The sequence below is a fragment of the Paenibacillus suaedae genome, from assembly GCF_032337355.1.
GTDB classification, from domain to species: domain Bacteria; phylum Bacillota; class Bacilli; order Paenibacillales; family Paenibacillaceae; genus Paenibacillus_B; species Paenibacillus_B suaedae.
In genome coordinates, this window is sequence record NZ_JAVYAA010000007.1 from 327,230 (window position 1) to 343,491 (window position 16,262).

17 protein-coding genes and 1 pseudogene are annotated in these 16,262 nt (G+C 48.0%); 14 read left to right on the forward strand and 4 right to left on the reverse strand.

The features are described from left to right. Window positions 1–28: 28 nt before the first annotated feature. On the reverse strand, window positions 29–190 hold the full coding sequence (locus RQP50_RS24615; RefSeq protein WP_021261596.1) for a DUF1328 domain-containing protein: 162 nt from the start codon (window positions 188–190) through the stop codon (window positions 29–31). Window positions 191–412: 222 nt separating this feature from the next. Between RQP50_RS24615 and RQP50_RS24620 the strand changes: the two genes are divergently transcribed. The 8 genes and pseudogenes from RQP50_RS24620 to RQP50_RS24655 all read left to right on the forward strand — a co-directional run bounded on the left by RQP50_RS24620 (window position 413) and on the right by RQP50_RS24655 (window position 9,548). Then, window positions 413–1,009: a DUF948 domain-containing protein gene (locus tag RQP50_RS24620; protein WP_072730151.1), complete on the forward strand. Its 597-nt coding sequence runs from the start codon at window positions 413–415 to the stop codon at window positions 1,007–1,009. 175 nt (window positions 1,010–1,184) lie between these two features. Then, entirely contained in the window at window positions 1,185–2,327 is a 1,143-nt protein-coding gene (locus RQP50_RS24625; protein WP_021255305.1) for a SpoIIE family protein phosphatase, read from the forward strand. 20 nt (window positions 2,328–2,347) lie between these two features. Then, on the forward strand, window positions 2,348–5,734 hold the full coding sequence (locus tag RQP50_RS24630; RefSeq protein WP_315747050.1) for a response regulator: 3,387 nt from the start codon (window positions 2,348–2,350) through the stop codon (window positions 5,732–5,734). Between the two features lie 48 nt (window positions 5,735–5,782). Continuing rightward, window positions 5,783–6,649, forward strand: a complete 867-nt coding sequence (locus RQP50_RS24635) for a CheR family methyltransferase (protein ID WP_021255303.1) — start codon at window positions 5,783–5,785, stop codon at window positions 6,647–6,649. 11 nt (window positions 6,650–6,660) lie between these two features. Next, window positions 6,661–7,851: pseudogene (locus RQP50_RS24640) on the forward strand (ATP-binding protein); the annotation flags it as partial. Between the two features lie 117 nt (window positions 7,852–7,968). Then, complete coding sequence (locus RQP50_RS24645) at window positions 7,969–8,289, forward strand: STAS domain-containing protein (RefSeq protein ID WP_021255301.1); 321 nt, start codon at window positions 7,969–7,971, stop codon at window positions 8,287–8,289. Between the two features lie 33 nt (window positions 8,290–8,322). Further along, the gene (rsbW, locus tag RQP50_RS24650) at window positions 8,323–8,781 is read left to right on the forward strand and encodes an anti-sigma B factor RsbW (RefSeq protein WP_072730155.1); all 459 of its coding nucleotides are present in this window, start codon (window positions 8,323–8,325) and stop codon (window positions 8,779–8,781) included. Continuing rightward, the gene (locus tag RQP50_RS24655; protein ID WP_028532007.1) at window positions 8,778–9,548 is read left to right on the forward strand and encodes a sigma-70 family RNA polymerase sigma factor; all 771 of its coding nucleotides are present in this window, start codon (window positions 8,778–8,780) and stop codon (window positions 9,546–9,548) included. Before rsbW ends, RQP50_RS24655 begins: the two co-directional genes overlap by 4 nt. A gap of 97 nt (window positions 9,549–9,645) precedes the next feature. Here the strand turns inward: RQP50_RS24655 and RQP50_RS24660 are convergent, their stop codons facing one another. Together RQP50_RS24660 and RQP50_RS24665 are read right to left on the reverse strand one after the other, a co-directional pair. After that, entirely contained in the window at window positions 9,646–10,029 is a 384-nt protein-coding gene (locus RQP50_RS24660; RefSeq protein ID WP_021255298.1) for a YtxH domain-containing protein, read from the reverse strand. 91 nt (window positions 10,030–10,120) lie between these two features. Continuing rightward, on the reverse strand, window positions 10,121–10,810 hold the full coding sequence (locus RQP50_RS24665) for a phosphatase PAP2 family protein (RefSeq protein ID WP_227774825.1): 690 nt from the start codon (window positions 10,808–10,810) through the stop codon (window positions 10,121–10,123). A gap of 155 nt (window positions 10,811–10,965) precedes the next feature. Here RQP50_RS24665 and RQP50_RS24670 point away from each other — a divergent pair, with 155 nt between their 5' ends. Together RQP50_RS24670 and RQP50_RS24675 are read left to right on the forward strand one after the other, a co-directional pair. Then, window positions 10,966–11,973, forward strand: coding sequence for an asparaginase (locus RQP50_RS24670; protein ID WP_072730157.1), 1,008 nt, complete (start codon window positions 10,966–10,968; stop codon window positions 11,971–11,973). 53 nt (window positions 11,974–12,026) lie between these two features. Then, window positions 12,027–12,731, forward strand: a complete 705-nt coding sequence (locus RQP50_RS24675) for a copper homeostasis protein CutC (protein WP_315747051.1) — start codon at window positions 12,027–12,029, stop codon at window positions 12,729–12,731. A 93-nt stretch (window positions 12,732–12,824) separates the two neighbouring features. Here the strand turns inward: RQP50_RS24675 and RQP50_RS24680 are convergent, their stop codons facing one another. After that, window positions 12,825–13,049 (reverse strand): DUF1128 family protein, encoded by a 225-nt coding sequence (locus RQP50_RS24680; RefSeq protein WP_021255294.1) that lies wholly within the window; start codon window positions 13,047–13,049, stop codon window positions 12,825–12,827. 271 nt (window positions 13,050–13,320) lie between these two features. Here RQP50_RS24680 and yyaC point away from each other — a divergent pair, with 271 nt between their 5' ends. The 4 genes from yyaC to RQP50_RS24700 all read left to right on the forward strand — a co-directional run bounded on the left by yyaC (window position 13,321) and on the right by RQP50_RS24700 (window position 16,257). Continuing rightward, window positions 13,321–13,878, forward strand: a complete 558-nt coding sequence (gene yyaC, locus RQP50_RS24685) for a spore protease YyaC (RefSeq protein WP_174810262.1) — start codon at window positions 13,321–13,323, stop codon at window positions 13,876–13,878. Between the two features lie 473 nt (window positions 13,879–14,351). Beyond that, window positions 14,352–15,146 carry an alpha/beta fold hydrolase gene (locus RQP50_RS24690; RefSeq protein WP_315747052.1) on the forward strand — a complete coding sequence of 265 codons (795 nt, stop codon included), beginning with the start codon at window positions 14,352–14,354 and terminating at the stop codon, window positions 15,144–15,146. A 158-nt stretch (window positions 15,147–15,304) separates the two neighbouring features. Beyond that, window positions 15,305–15,586 carry an autorepressor SdpR family transcription factor gene (locus RQP50_RS24695; RefSeq protein WP_021255291.1) on the forward strand — a complete coding sequence of 94 codons (282 nt, stop codon included), beginning with the start codon at window positions 15,305–15,307 and terminating at the stop codon, window positions 15,584–15,586. After that, entirely contained in the window at window positions 15,586–16,257 is a 672-nt protein-coding gene (locus RQP50_RS24700; protein WP_315747053.1) for an SdpI family protein, read from the forward strand. The genes RQP50_RS24695 and RQP50_RS24700 overlap by 1 nt, the downstream gene beginning before the upstream one ends. Window positions 16,258–16,262 lie beyond the last annotated feature (5 nt).

The window sequence follows — 16,262 nt, forward strand, 5'->3', positions numbered from 1 at the left end:
TTGTATGTTGCATAGAGCGATATGGCGATTATGATACTCGTCTTCCCGTCACAAGGGAGATGATGAACAGAACGAGGAAGATAAAGAACAGTACTTTGGCGATGGATGCTGCTGCTGCGACGATCCCAAAAAAACCAAACACACCTGCAATTACAGCGATTACTAAAAATATAGCTGACCATGTAAGCATAAGCAGTTCCTCCTTGATAGAATGTTACGAAAAAGGTTTGGGCCGAGCAGCTTGTCTATGCTGCTCGATTGTCGTGGCTTGCATGATGATTACCACAGCGGGAGGACAGCTAAACAATTGGGTATTTTTGTTTCACAGTTCTGCTTTCAGGGTATTTATTCATAATTGGTATACGGAAAAATGTGTTATGCTTGGGAATGCGGAGAAAGGCGGTATTCATCTATGTTATTGGAAATTAGTGCATTACTTGCAGCAGCAGCGTTTGCGGTGCTGGTGTTCTATCTGATTCAAACACTGCTGTCAGCCAAGCGCTCTCTGGAGCGGGCTGCCGATACCCTTGAGCAAGTACAGCAGACCGTGAATTTATTGAGTGGCGACTTGCAAGGTGTCGCCAAAAATGCGAATGAACTCTCTCTAGAGCTGTCTGAGCAATTAAAGAAGATGGAGCCAGTGATGGACTCTGTTCAACATGCCGGTGAAGCCTTGAACGAGATCTCAATCGCTGCGAAGCAGGTATCAGTAGGACTGGTTAAGGGGGTACGTCGAGCCGCAGGGCGATTTGAACGTAAGCCCACCCCTGATAGACGAGTGTCTAAGGAGCATCAGGCAGCAGCGTCTGCGCCTGTATCAGCACCGCTGCAGGCGGATACTGCTGTGATAACACAGGAGCCACTGGGTGAAGCCGAGCATAAGCAAGAACGTGAACAATCACCGCAGGGACAAAGCCATTCCCATTCCACAGCTAGCCAACAGCAGGATTGGAAGGAATGGGTCGATATTGGGACGAAGCTGTGGCAATTGTGGAGACAGCGCGCATAGTGCGGGAGAGCCGGTTAACAGTTTGGTTAACCGGCTCTCGTTTTTTTTCACAGGCAAGTAACAAAAAGAGATGATCTTCTTTGGCCTTTTCCGGTATAGTGGTAGTTGGGAATTATGGGGGGCTATGTCGAAAAGGCACGAACTATATCATAATCGATGAGGGGAGGAGAGTATGATGAACGTTCTCGTCGTTGATGACAATCCGACGAATGTCATGCTCATTCGGGAAATCCTTCGTAAAGCTGGCTATGACGGAGTGCAGACTGCTTCGTCAGCCCATGAGATGTATCAAGTTCTTGGGATGGATGGGCCTCTTGGGCCTATGTATGTACCGGATATTGATCTTATTTTATTGGATATGATGATGCCGGAGATTGATGGACTGGAAGCTTGCAGCACGATCCAACAATACTCTGAGCTTCGGGACATTCCGATTATTATCGTAACGGCGATTGGGGATTCCAATATGCTCGCAGAGGCATTGGATGCGGGTGCGGTTGATTACGTCACGAAGCCGATTAACAGGGTGGAGCTGCTGGCTCGAATCCGGCTAGCGCTGCGCTTGAAGCGGGAGAAGGATTGGCATAAGGAACGTGATCGCCATATTCGCGATGAATTAAGCTTGGCCGCGAAGGTGCAGAGCTCTGTGTTGACAGAGCCTTATCAAGATGAACATATTACGATCAACGCACTATATCAGCCTTCTGAGGAGCTGGCGGGAGATCTGTATGCTTGGTTCCCGCTGGGCCAAGGCAGATATGGAATTATCATAATCGATGTTATGGGGCACGGCGTATCCTCTGCGCTGCTGTGTATGTTCATTGCTTCCGTTCTACGGGACGCCGTTATGCAGATCGAACAGCCGGATCTTGTGCTTAAGCGATTGAATACGAAATTCCATCAGCTTCATATGAACGGGAATTTAATGCTCTATTATATGACGGCATTATATGTGGTTGTTGATACGAACAAGGGATGCATCCAGTATGCGAACGCAGGACACCCTCCTGGCGTTGTCATGATGGAGGATGGTGAGCTCATAACCTTGGAATCTACCGGATATCCAGTAGGCATGTTCCCAGAGCTTGAAGTAGAGACCAAAGAAGTACAATGCGACTCACGTGCTCGAATTGCAATGTATACGGATGGGTTAATGGAAACGGCAGGCAACAGCGTGGAAGAGGCTATGGAGCGCATTGCCAATATTCTTCGACACGAGAAGACGCTGCAGAGCAGTTCATGGGACGAGCTGTTTGCACCTGGTTCTGATGAGGACAGTGAGGATGACAAGTGCCTGATTTGGGTGGATGTTCATTGATTTAGAAGGAGGAGCAGACAGTGAAGTTACGCACGAAATTAATCGCTGGCTTCGTTCTGTTCATGCTTATCATATCCGGACTTGGCTGGGTGTCTTATGATCGCATGAGCAGCTTGCAGCAGGATCTGGATCAGATTTATACGGACAGCTTCCGCAAAGTGGAACTTGCCTTTTTGATTCGGGACGACATGGACAATATCGCCAGCGTGCTGGTGACCGATATGCTAAACCCGAATGTTAACGGCGAAGAACTGTTGCAAAAAGGGAAGGTTTACCGTGATGATATTGTTAAATCGTTCAGGGAGTTGACGGCACAATATTCAACGGCGCAAGAGAAGAAGCTCATCGAGCTGGCGATACGCGATTGGGACAAGTACGACGAATTCGTCAACAAGTCAGTAGAGCTCACCACCAAGAATAAATATGAAGAAGCCAACGCATTGCGAAATAAAGAGGGATTGGAATATCAACGCAACTTGAAAAACAGTGTGGCCGATTTGGCCAATCATCATGAGATGTCGATTGACAATCAGGTGCTGGAAGCGAAGAAGCATTACGAGCAGTCGATTACTTTGACGGCCGGTATCATGGTGCTGGGGCTTGTCGTTTCCTGCGCGATTATGTTGTGGGTCATCCCGAGTGTGACACGGAATTTGAATACGATGTCCATCATGATGCGCAGTCTTGCCCGTGGAAGGCTTCGTATTGTACGTAAGCTTGAGCCGCATACGAATGATGAGATTGGAGAAGTCATTCAAGTGTTCAAGCGGATGGCAGAAGACTTGGAAGCACGCAAGAAGAATGAGGAATTGTATCGGAAGGCTCAAGAAGAGCAGGCATGGATCGATGGAAATGCAGCACGTGTTACAGAGCTTCTGAATGGAGCCGCTACATTGAATCAGGTTGGGCAGATGTTCATTAGCGAGTTCGTGCCGACACTTGGTGGACAATATGGCGCCCTGTATATTCGAAATGAGACGGATCAACCAGATGTATTCGAACTGTTCGGTACTTATGCAGCTACTGACGATTTGAAGGCTGAGCGAACAATGGTTGTTGGGAAAGGCCTGCTCGGTCAATGTGTCGTGGATGAGAAGCCAATCATTATAAGCGACATGAAGGATTGCTCCATTCGAATTGAATCGGGCGTATGTCAATCTCAACCGATTGAGCTTATCTTATTCCCGATTATGTTCGAACGCAGAGTGATTGCGGTGTTAGAGATGGCATCATTGACGAAGATGTCACCTGTACAGCATCGACTGCTCGAAAAGCTCGCACAGAAGCTCGGGGTCATCGTGCATACGATCTCTGGACGCTTGCGTGTAGAGGAATTGCTGCGTGAGTCACAGGCGCTTACCGAAGAACTGCAATGCCAGTCTGAGGAACTGATGACACAACAGGAAGAACTGAAGCGCTCGAACGAGCATCTGGAATCGCACACAGAAGCATTGAAGCGTTCTGAGGAGATGCTCCAGCGTCAACAGGAAGAACTGGAACACTACAATACGGAACTGATCGCGAAGACACGTGCGCTGGAAGAACAGATGCTGGCAACCCAAGAGAAGAACGAAGAGCTCGAAGGGGCGCGAACGATATTGGAACGCCAGACATTGCAGTTGGCCTTGGCTTCGAAGTACAAGTCTGAGTTCCTCGCTAATATGTCTCATGAACTGCGTACTCCGCTTAACAGCCTGCTGGTGCTGTCCCAATTGCTGGCGGAGAATAAGGAAGGGAACTTGGGACAGAAGCAGGTCGAGTATGCGCGTACGATTAACATGTCCGGTTCGGATCTGCTTAAAATGATTGATGAAATCTTGGATTTGTCCAAGATCGACGCAGGCAAGATGCAGTTGAATTTTGAAACTGTCTATTTGAGCGAATTGGCCTCCTTTATGAGCGACAGCTTTGAGACAATTGCAGAGCAGAAAGGGCTTGAGTTCAAGGTAGAGATAGATCCGGATCTGCCAAGCTCCCTAGTAACTGATGGGCATCGAGTGAAGCAGGTTGTACGCAATTTGATTGGCAATGCATTTAAATTCACAACGAAGGGCTCAGTAACCCTTCACATTGCGAAGGCGAAGCCGGAGCAATTGCCTTCCCCGCTTCAGGAAGCGGATGAGCCTTATTTGGCGATACATGTTGTAGATACCGGGATCGGCATTCCGAAAGATAAACAAGATTTGATCTTCGAAGCGTTCCAGCAGTTGGATGGTACAACTAGCCGAAATTACGGCGGCGCAGGGCTCGGTCTGTCCATCAGCCGAGAGTTGGCAAGACTGCTTGGCGGCAAGCTGCAGCTGGTTAGTCGAGAGAAGGAAGGCAGTACGTTTACCTTCTTCCTTCCGATGAAGGCGGTAGAGCCTTCATCAATTCCAGTTAACTCCACCGTTGCTTTGTATGAAAAGGCGATCGCAGAAGCCCAAGCGGCACTAACCGTAGAGGGCGAAGAGGGGCATACATCAGAGGAACGCAGTAAGCTCGTCAAGCCTCATCTGCCGCAGGTATCTGCGAACCATGAGGGTATGCCTCTTACTGCTTGGGAAGAAGCGTTGCTCAAGGAAGTCGCTGTTTCTGAAGAAGTGGACGGACATAAGTGGCCATTTGGAGAGAAGAAGCTGCTGATCGTTGAAGATGATGGTCCGCAGCGACAGTCTCTAATTGCCTTAATTGAAGGAGCGGACGTAGCCGTTACCGCGGTCTCTACCGGGACGGAAGCACTCAAGGTACTCGGGGAAGAGAAGTTCGACGGCATGGTGCTGGATTTGCTGCTTCCTGATATGACAGGATTTGAATTAATGGATGAAATTAGTCACCACTCCCGAATCCGTCGTATCCCGATCATTGTATACACTGGCAAACTGCTGGATTCGAAGGAAGAGACGGAACTGAAGAAGCGCGCACAGAGCATCATTATTAAGGATGTGAAGTCTCCTGAACGTCTGCTGCAAGAAACGATGATTCTCTTGAAGCGTTCGGAGGAAGTTCAGCTAAGCGATGAAAAAGAAAACCAGGGACCAAGTGATATGCTGCTGTCAGGCAAGCGGGTACTGCTCGTCGATGATGATGTGCGCAATGTATTTGCGCTATCAAGCGTGCTAGAGCAGTACGATATGAATATCGTGTATGCTGAAAATGGACGCGAAGCACTTGAAGCATTGGATGGGGAAGAGAATTTCGACCTCGTTCTCATGGATATGATGATGCCGGAGATGGATGGCTATGAAGCGATGCGCCGCATTCGCGAACAGCCTCGATTCGAGAAGCTGCCGATCATAGCACTGACGGCGAAGGCGATGAAAGAAGATCGCAATAAGTGCATTGAGGCAGGAGCGTCAGACTATGTCAGCAAGCCATTTCAGACGGAACAGCTGCTTTCATTGATGCGAGTATGGTTATATAAATAACAGGTAAGCAATATGTTGACATGATGAATGAAGGAGCAAGGATAAGATATGAACGGAAACGGGCTCGGTTTACATGATGAGAGAAGAAGGCCCCAGGATTCGGACCGAGAACGCATTGAGATTGAATTGCTGTTAGAAGGGGTTTATCGAGTTTATGGTTATGATTTCCGGGACTATGCGTATCCTTCGCTCAAACGGCGCATTTGGCATCAAGTGCATGAGGAAAAGGTAGACACGATTTCGGAGCTGCAGGGCCGAGTACTCTATAATCGGGAATGCTTGCAGCGTTTTGTCCGCAGCCTGTCGATCCCCGTTACCGAAATGTTCCGGGATCCCTCCATGTTCTTGGCATTTCGTCAACAGGTCGTCCCTATGCTGCGTACGTATCCGTATATTCGGATATGGCATGCGGGTTGCTCGACAGGAGAGGAAGTATACTCCATGGCGATACTGCTTCATGAGGAAGGGCTGTATGAGAAGACCAGGCTGTATGCAACCGATATGAATCCGCTATCGCTGCAGAAAGCCAAAGAAGGCGTATGCCCGATGGACAAAATGCGCACATACACCAAAAATTATTTGGAGGCGGGCGGGACAAGCTCTTTCTCCGAATATTATACGGCTTCTGGAGAGGGCGTTGTCATTCATCCTTACTTGCGTAAAAATGTAATTTTTGCAGAGCATAACCTGGCAACAGATCGATCCTTTAATGAATTTAACGTCATCCTATGCCGCAATGTAATGATTTATTTTAATGAGCCGCTGCGCAACCGGGTTCATGATCTTTTCTATGAGAGCTTGGCGCCACTAGGTGTGCTTATTGTCGGAGGCAAGGAATCCTTGCATTTTACAGGGAGAGAATCTCAATACGAGGAGATCGATCGTAACGAGAAGATTTATCGTAAAATACGATAGGAGGCACAATTGTGAACACCTTGGAACCAATCAATATTTTGCTCGTTGACGATAGGCGCGAGAATTTACTTGCACTCGAGGCCGTGTTGTCCGAGGAAAGCTATCGCTTGGTCAAGGCTACTTCAGGCGAGGAAGCTTTGCGCCACTTGATGAAAGAGGAATTCGCCGTTATTGTGCTGGATGTTCAAATGCCAGGCATGGATGGGATCGAGACGGCCAAATGGATTAAGGCTCGCGAGAAGACGAAGAATATTCCGATAATATTCGTATCCGCGAACTATAAGGAAACCGAGCATTTATTTGCTGGATACTCAGCGGGTGGGGTTGACTATATGGTCAAGCCATTCGTTCCTCATATTTTGAAGTCGAAGATTCATAGCTTCGTTGGTATATTCCTGGCACAGAAGCGGCTGCAGGCGCAGAAGATGCTTCTCCATCAGAAGACGAAGGAACTTGAGCGGATGAACAGTGAGCTGGCAGCTGCTAAGGAAGCAGCGGAGCGCGCGGCACTTGCTAGAACACAGTTTTTAGCAATGATGAGCCATGAGATTCGAACGCCGATGAACGGGGTGCTCGGAATGGTTGATCTGCTGCTCGACACTGAGCTGACAAGTGAGCAATCGAACTATGCGGAGTTGATCCGCAAGAGCGCCGATACACTGATCAGGACGATTAATAATATTCTTGATTTCACCAAGATGGAATCAGGCAAGCTGGAATTAGAAGAATTTCCGTTCGATACGAACTCGCTCATTACAGAAGTTTATGAGCTGTTCATGGTCGAGGCGAATAAGCGGGATTTGACCTTGTCGTATTCAATGGATGAGGATGTGCCATCGTTATTGTATGGAGATATGCTGCGCGTCAGGCAGATCCTTATTAATCTCGTAGGAAATGCAGTCAAATTTACGAATCGTGGGAATGTCAGCATTTATGTGTCCATCATCGAAACGAAGCGCACGGGGGAAGGCAATAAGTTCCATGTCCAGTTCGATGTACGGGATACAGGAATCGGTATTCCAGTCGATAAGATGGAAGGGCTGTTCCAGCCATTCGCACAGCTTGACTCTTCTATGAACCGCAAGTATGGCGGAAGTGGATTGGGGCTTGCCATTTGCAAGTCGCTTGTCCAATTGATGGACGGGGATATTCGTGCCATACCGGTACCAGAAGGGGCCCTATTTACATTTGACGTATGGTTGAAGGAATGTGGCGAGTAGCCGTCGCATTCTTTTCCCATTGTTTCGATTTAGATGATGAAGGTTATTTACCAATAAAGTACATTTAACAAGTTTACCTATGTATAGGAGAGGAACATGATGAACGGAAAAAAGTTTGCAGTTAAGACGGTACAGCAAGAGGGACAAGTAATTGTCCAGACTTGTGGAGATTTGGATTTGGCAGCAGCGAAAGAGTTTCGTTCCACGATGGAACCGATTGTGAACGATGCGAACACAGAGCTTACCTTAGATCTGAAAGAGCTGACGTATATTGATAGCACAGGGATTGGAATCTTGATCTCGATATTGAAGATGCGTCATGAGCAGAAGTCAGCTTTCCGTATTGTAAATGTACCGACACATGTCCAAAAACTATTTGATATGACAGGTATTTCGAAATTTCTGACCCCACAAGCCTAACAAATGAACGATGAAAGGGACTGAATCAGAATTATGGAACACGCAAGAGAATGGAAGCGCGTTAAGTTATCATTGCCAGCACAAGCCGAATATGTGGAGTTGGCACGGTTGACTTTGTATGGCATCGCAAGCCGTATCGGATTCTCCTATGAGGATATAGAAGATATGAAGGTAGCGATTTCGGAAGCTTGCAATAATGCAGTGCTATATGCGTATGATTCGCAGGGTGGAGTCGTTGAAGTACTGTTTGAGGTTGCTGAGGATGAGATTGGGATCATCGTACAGGATGAGGGAGCGAGCTTTGATGCAGCAAGCAAGACCAGTGGGGTGGAAGGCTTGCATGACAAGCAGCTTGAAGATATTCAGGCCGGTGGTCTTGGATTTTATTTAATGCAGGCGTTGATGGATGAGGTTGAAGTGATGAGCGTCGATGGTCACGGCACCGTTGTGAAGATGAAGAAGCGCCTGCAGCGAAGCGGGGAACTTCTATGAGTGCTGTCCCTCAACAACATTCATCAGAGGAAGCAACACGGCTCATACATGAATATCAAGCTACAAATGATAATGAGATTGCAACGATCCTCATTCAGAGATACGATCCCATGGTCAAGATGGCCGCAGGCAAGATTTCACGCAACCGTCCGGACTTGTATGAAGATTTGATGCAGGTCGGCAATATGGCATTGATTCGCTTATTGAAGCAATTCGATAGTTCGTTAGGTGTTCCGTTCGAAGCTTATGCGATGAAAAGTATGATTGGGCATATGAAGAACTTCTTGCGGGACAAGTCATGGTATATACAAGTTCCACGCCGGATTAAGGAAAAAGGTGCGCTCGTACAGCAGACCATTGATGAGCTGACAATGAAGCTTGAGCGGTCGCCTAATGTAAATGAGATTGCGGAGAAGTTGGAATTGTCCGTCGAAGAAACTGTCGAAGTTCTAGCCGGTCGAGAGTGCTATCATTACGTCTCCTTAGATACCCCATTATCGCAGGATGAGAGTGCTGCGACATTGGGAGAGCTGATTCGCTCTGAAGCCGACGATTATGAATCGGTGGAACGCAAGATGGATCTGATGGAGGCTATGAAGGAACTCAAGCCGGAAGAACAAAATGTATTGGCACTTATATTTAATGAAGGATTATCACAGCGCTCGGCTGCGGATCGTCTCGGCATTTCCCAAATGAGCGTATCGCGCATCCAGCGGCGTGCAACGGAGAAACTTAAGAATATATTGACATCGAATAATTCTTCGTAGAAAAAATGAAGATGCTTGTCTGTATAGACAGCATCTTCATTTTGTGTCTGCTATGATGGTATAGATGCAATTCTCATGAAAGATTAGATACCGTTCACTATTCCTTCTTCAACTCGTCCGCAATTTCCTCTGCTACGTCTGCAGATGCTTCCTTCAACTGATTTGCAGTGTTGGCTGTTGCTTCCTTTACGGTTGCAGCGAACTCCTTGGATGCTTCTTTCACGCTGCTAACGACTGCACCCGCTTTTGATCCAACCGTTTTTACGGTTTCAGCTGTGCGGGATCCAAGATCTGTCGCCATTTCTTTTGTTTTGCCGCCTACTTGCTGTGCCTTATCGCTTATATCTGAGCGCAGCTCGCGTCCGGATTTCGGCGCAAGCAGCAGAGCTGCAGCCGCTCCTATCGCGCCCCCAATGAGAAGTCCCTTTACAAATGTGTTGCAATCCATTTTTGCGTTATTGCATTCTGTGTTTTGACTCATACTAACCTCTCCTTTTGTGTGTAGTCGAAAGTCTTACTAGAGGATTACACAATTTTAGGAGGTTTGAAACAGAGGCACCCATTATCTGTACCTATCGAGCGCTTCTCTTGCGGTCTCTCAGCCACTGCATCGCCATAATGGTAAACAGAAGCCAGATTGCACCTGCCGTGTATCCGCCCAGCACATCGGTTACGTAATGAACACCCAAATAAATGCGGCTAAGCCCGATGCATACAATAAGTAATACCGTAAGCACAAGCACATATCCGGCAGGCTTGCCCTGTTCTTTTAAGTGAACCCATATTAAATATCCAATCATGCCGAAGAAGGCAGTACTAACCATGGAGTGACCGCTTGGAAAGCTGTAGCCATTTTCAACGACCCAGTGTTCCCAGTCTGGTCTTGCCCGCTGGAAGCAGATCTTCAGGCCTTCATTGACCAAGGCGCCTCCCAGCGAGACAGTCAGAAGGCTTATGGCGTCCCATCTGCGCTTGTACACGAAGGCAAGGAGTACAATAAGTATGCCAGCCAACGGTACAACGACACGGCTAGATCCGATATGGGTGATCCATGTGACGACAGTTGTTAAGGTAGGGGAGGCTGCTTGGCGTACCGTATCCGTTACGTAGCGATCGAAGTCAGTCGTTTGATTCAGAAGAACACTTCTAGTGATAAAAAAGAAAACGATAGCCAAGATAAGTGTCGCGGCAGCTCCCCCTAGAAGATTTAGTGCGAACTTGCGTTTTGCTTCTGGCGTAACGCCCCGATATTGTTGTTTCACAGTTGTCAACACTTCTCCTTTAGGTGTATGTTTACATTACAAGATGTCCGCTGATGCTTCTTAAAGCACGAATTATGGACAAAAGGTAAATATGTAATATCAATAACATATTTCCATGCTTTGTTGCAACTGGAAGAAATGAAAGGAAGACGAACATGAATGAACGTCTAGTGGAGGAAACACGTAATGGCTGGCTGGAGTGCGAGCATCGTGGTGCAATCTGTGGTGTCGATCGCCATCTGCAGCCTCAATATGCGCTCGGAGATATATATACACCGATGTTCCTGCGTTCGGCAGGCAAGCCACTGCAGGCGATCCCTGTTGTTCGCAGTGGGACACTTGAGCATTATGGGCTGCAAACTCGAGATTTAGCGTTGATGACAGCGTCTCATCGAGGAGAATCCATTCATATTGATACGATGGAACACATTATGCAGTGTGCGGGACTTGAAGAGAATCATTTGATTTGCTCGCCCTCTTTTCCATTGAACGAAGAAGTGAAAGAGCAGTATTTGCGCGATGGAGGAGAACGCCGGAGAGCGTATCATAATTGTGCTGGCAAGCATTTCGGCGTCCTTGCATGGAGCCATATGATGGGCTGGGATCTGGCGACTTATACGGAACCTGAACATCCCGCACAGCAAGAGATTACACGTACAATCGGCGAGATGGCAGGTGTTGATCCAGAACAGATGCATGCAGGTACAGATGGCTGTGGTTTCCCGGTGTATGCACTTCCGCTTCAAGGACTCGCAACGGCGTATGTGAAGATCGCCTGCCCAGAGCTTATTAAGGATGAACCGACTCGCCAGGCTGCAGAGCGCATTCGCAATGCAATGCAGGAGCATCCATTATTAGTTGGCGGTACGAATCGGGTTGACTCGCTGTTGATGGAAGATAAGAACATCATAGCCAAGGGCGGCTTCAAAGGGATATTTGCCTTCGGACTTCGTCGTGAAGGTCTGGGCTTCGCCTTCAAGGTAGCGGATGGTTCAGATGAGGAATGGGCGCATATTGTTGCATCGATTCTCGAACAGATTGCTTATGAGGAGAAGTCGACAATTGAGCGTATTCGTCGCGTGTTCCCAGGCACAATTCGGAACGACAACGGCCGTGTGGTCGGAGAACAGAAGACGGTATTTCAGCTTCAAGCATTGAAGTGAGCGGTATGATGCGCAATTTCGTTGTAGTATGACATCATAGAAGAGGTGAGCTAATGAATCCCATACTCTTAGAGGTTATCGGTACGACAGTGCAAGAGGTGAAGGAAGCGGCGCTGCATGGAGCAGATCGCATTGAACTGATTACTGCATTTTCAGAAGGGGGACTAACCCCTAGTCTCGGGCTCGTTGAAGAGGCTATAGCTTCCGTAAGTATTCCGGTTAATGTGATGGTACGGCCGCATAGCCGTTCATTCGTGTATGATGCTGACGATCGAGCAACAATTGTGCGCGATACTCGCTTGTTACGTGAAACTGGAGCGAATGCTATTGTTTTTGGCGCGCTTACACCGGAAGGGAAGGTAGACGTTGATCTGCTGGAGAGAGTGTTGGAGGCAGCCGGCGATTTGCCGCTGACCTTCCATCGTGCGATCGATAAGTCTGCCGATCTGCTACAAGCCTTGGATGTTCTGCTTGCTTACCCACAGGTGACTACTGTACTGACATCGGGCGGTCAGCCAAGCGCTCTGCAAGGCCTTGCGTGTATCCAGTCCATGGTGCGGCAGGCTGCTGGCTCGAATCTGGGGATTTTGGCTGGCAGTGGACTGACCGCGGAGACGGTGGTTGATTTCACAAGGGAAGCAGGAGTGAAGCAGGTTCATTTTGGATCGAATGTACGCATGGGCGGTCATGCCCTAGCACCAATTGACCCTGAACGTCTGCGGGCTTTGCGGTCGTCGCTCAATACAATTACGGTATAAATAAAAATAGCTCCCGAGCCGCTTTGCTTATGCACTGTGCGCTAGGAGCTATTTTTCGTTTGGTTGCAACTGGTGATGCGATACGACAAAGTGTTAGGAACGGCGTAATTTGCCGAGCTCAGAGACAATCGCCTCTACTTCACTGATGCTGAAAGCAGGCTTGCTCATAATGATATCGTAAATATCCTTGATGTCGTCATATTGCTCTACGGAGAACGCAGAGGACTGCATCGCTGCTGCCGTAGCCATCTTCAATTTATCCTTGATCACATCAATCATCATTTCTACATTGGCTTGCGTTCTTTCATTGGAAACCATGGTTCTCCTCCTTAGACGCTATTGCGATAACGTCCTATTCAACATGTCCGTATTGTATCACGAAAGCAGTGGAAACAAAACGATATCCTCGCCTAATTCAATGTTCGTCTCCGAGGCATTTCTTATGCTTCCTTCCTTATTGTGGCTTGCTTGGCATCAGTGGAATTGTACAGTAGAATGTGAATCATGAAGCAGATTGAATCATGCAGCAGAATGAATTATGAAGTAGGATTGATCAAGAAGTACAAAGAACAGAAGGAGCTCTCCGCCCATGCAAGTCAACGGCAGTATGAATAAGGTATACGAACAGAGCGGCCAGAGAACGCGCTGCACGATAGATCGTCTCCAAGATTGGCTGCGGCAAGTCGCAGACAAGCATCAAGGTCAGGACGTTATGTTCGTCTGCATCGGTACCGACCGATCCACAGGAGATGCGCTTGGACCCTTGGTTGGCACCCGACTTGCGCAGCATGGATTGCAGGTGGTAGGGACGATGGAAGAGCCATGTGATGCCACGAATTTGCAATCCCGGTTATCTGCGCTGCGGGATCATGTTGTGACGGTTGCAATCGATGCTTGCCTCGGACATCCAGGCTCCGTAGGACAATATCTGGTCAGCCACTCCTCCTTACAGCCAGCAGAATCGGTCGGCTTAGCTATGCCGGAAGTGGGTCAATACAGCATTGCTTGTGTTGTGAATGTGAATGGCCCGAAGCCGTATTGGACATTGCAGACGACTTCCTTGCATCACGTCATGAAGATGGCGGACGAAATAGCGGATGCTATCATCGAATCATTTCTTCCCGAGCCAAGCATAAATACCGAATAACCTCCATACAAATGATGTCGTGGGCCAAAAAAAGATGGAGCCGGATCGCCCTCCGCCTCCATCATTCGGGTTCATACAGATGTGCGTGTTAAGCTGTACCGATCCGTTCTGGGGGAACGGATCATTTTTTACTTTCCCGGTCCGTCAGCTTGATGATGAGCTGAACTAACCCGAGAATAAATGCACTCGTGGCAAAGAAAAGTTCGAACCCTTGCATATTGTTCACCCCCCCTCTATTCGAGATCGCAGATTACTGGTGCGGGCAATGCTTGGAGTTGGCTGCTGATTCAGGCATTTATGGGTAGTGTAATATACTATATATGTATGGATGTTTTTGGAATGAAAGAATGCTTTGGACAAGCTTTTTTGAAAATTTTGTGTAATGGTAATTAAAGGTGCATATTTCGGCAGGTTCTGCATAAAATGAATGCTTGCGAATTTGAGAACGTACCAGAAGGAGAGAGGGATAAGCGATGACAAGAATACAGGTGGATGCTAACTTTACGATGAATGTAGAACAGCAAGGACAAGGCCCTGCTGTCCTATTGCTTCATGGCTATTGTGGAAGTTCGAAATATTGGGAAGCGATAATGCCGATGCTGGCGCGGAACTATCGCGTCATTGCTCCAGATTTGCGAGGTCATGCCAAGTCAGATTCACCAGTAGGCGCATATACCATTGAACAAATGGCTGACGATGTGCTTGCGCTTGCCGATAAACTCGAGCTATCGCAATTTGTGCTGCTTGGTCACTCTCTTGGTGGATATATTACGCTGTCGTTCGCTCAGCGCTATAGCAGCCGCTTGCATGGGTTCGGGCTGATCCATTCCACGAGCTTGCCGGATACCGAAGAGGGCAAGCAGAATCGCTTGGCCGTTGTCGAGAAGCTGCAATCGCAAGGTATCGTTCCTGTTGTGGACGGATTAATCCCGAAGCTGTTCGCGCCACAGCATCTTGAAGAGCATGCCTTGCAGGTGAACAGGGCGAAGGAGATTGGATATTGCACACCGCCGCAAGGAGCTGCTGGAGCAGCGCTTGCGATGAGAGAGCGAACTGATCGGACTTCGGTATTGCAAGCAACTGAGTTACCCGTGCTGTTAGTAGCGGGAGAGCACGATCAGATTGTGACAGCAGATAAAGCCTTTACGGCGAGCGGGGACAATATTTCGCAGGTTACGATAGAGAAGGCGGGTCATATGAGTATGATGGAGACGCCAGCGACACTTGCGGATGCGCTGCACACCTATTTAGCTAATGTATTTCAGTAAGAGGCAGCAGAAGTGTTCTGATGTATTAGGGACAACGATGATATGGATGACCACGTCTAGGGGAGCTTCACTTGAGGAAGCTCCCCTTTTTCGCTATACTTGACTTACTTTTTGGATGTCTGAATCCGAATATTATGTACATGAAGCGAGGCTTTGACATGAATGAGGCGTTTAAAGCACTTGCAGATCCGACCAGGCGACAGATTATAACCTTGTTGAAGGATAAGGATATGACGGCAGGGGACATCGCCGATCACTTTAATATGACGAAGCCAAGCATCTCTCATCATCTGAATGGGTTGAAGCAAGCGAAGCTCATTCTTGATGAGCGGCGAGGCCAGCATATATGGTACTCACTCAATACAACCGTATTGCAGGAGGCTCTCGGCTGGTTTCTTGATATCATTTCATACCAGGGGAAGCGAGGGCGGGATGATTAATGAAACTACTGGATCACAGTCTGGAGAGAAGGGCATTTCTTGTATTGTTTGTGTACAATGTGATTGTAGCTGGACTGATGTGGCTGGCATATCCGAAGATTCCAGAGAGGATTGTATCCCATTTCAACTACTATGGCGCTCCTGACGGGACAATGGAGAAGACGATAGTTTTTATCATATTCTCTGCTATCTTAATACTGATCCCCGTACTTTTGCCGTTCGTTCGACGTGCAGATCCGCAGCAGCACAATTACAAGAAATTCGAATCCACATACATATGGTTCGGCTGGGCATTGTCTGTGTTCCTGCAAGCTATATTCGGCGTCGTGATCGGCTATCATCTAATTAACGGGTTTCCGGTGCAATCTCTGATATTAACTACGCTCGGATTGTTGTGGATGTTCCTTGGCAACATGTTTGGACGTGTGCGGTTCAACTATTTTTTCGGTATCCGTACGCCGTGGACGCTTGCAGACGAACAGGTATGGCGCAAAACGCATCGTCTGGCCGGCAAGGTGTGGCTTATATCGGGTTTACTAGCATGTGCTGGAGCATGGCTGCTGCCCCTCCACTGGGGTGGATATATCGGTTTACTTGTAATAGCGGTATCAGTCTTTGTCCCCATGATTTATTCCTACCTTGTCTTTCAATCTAAAATACGGCCGAGGTGATGGTG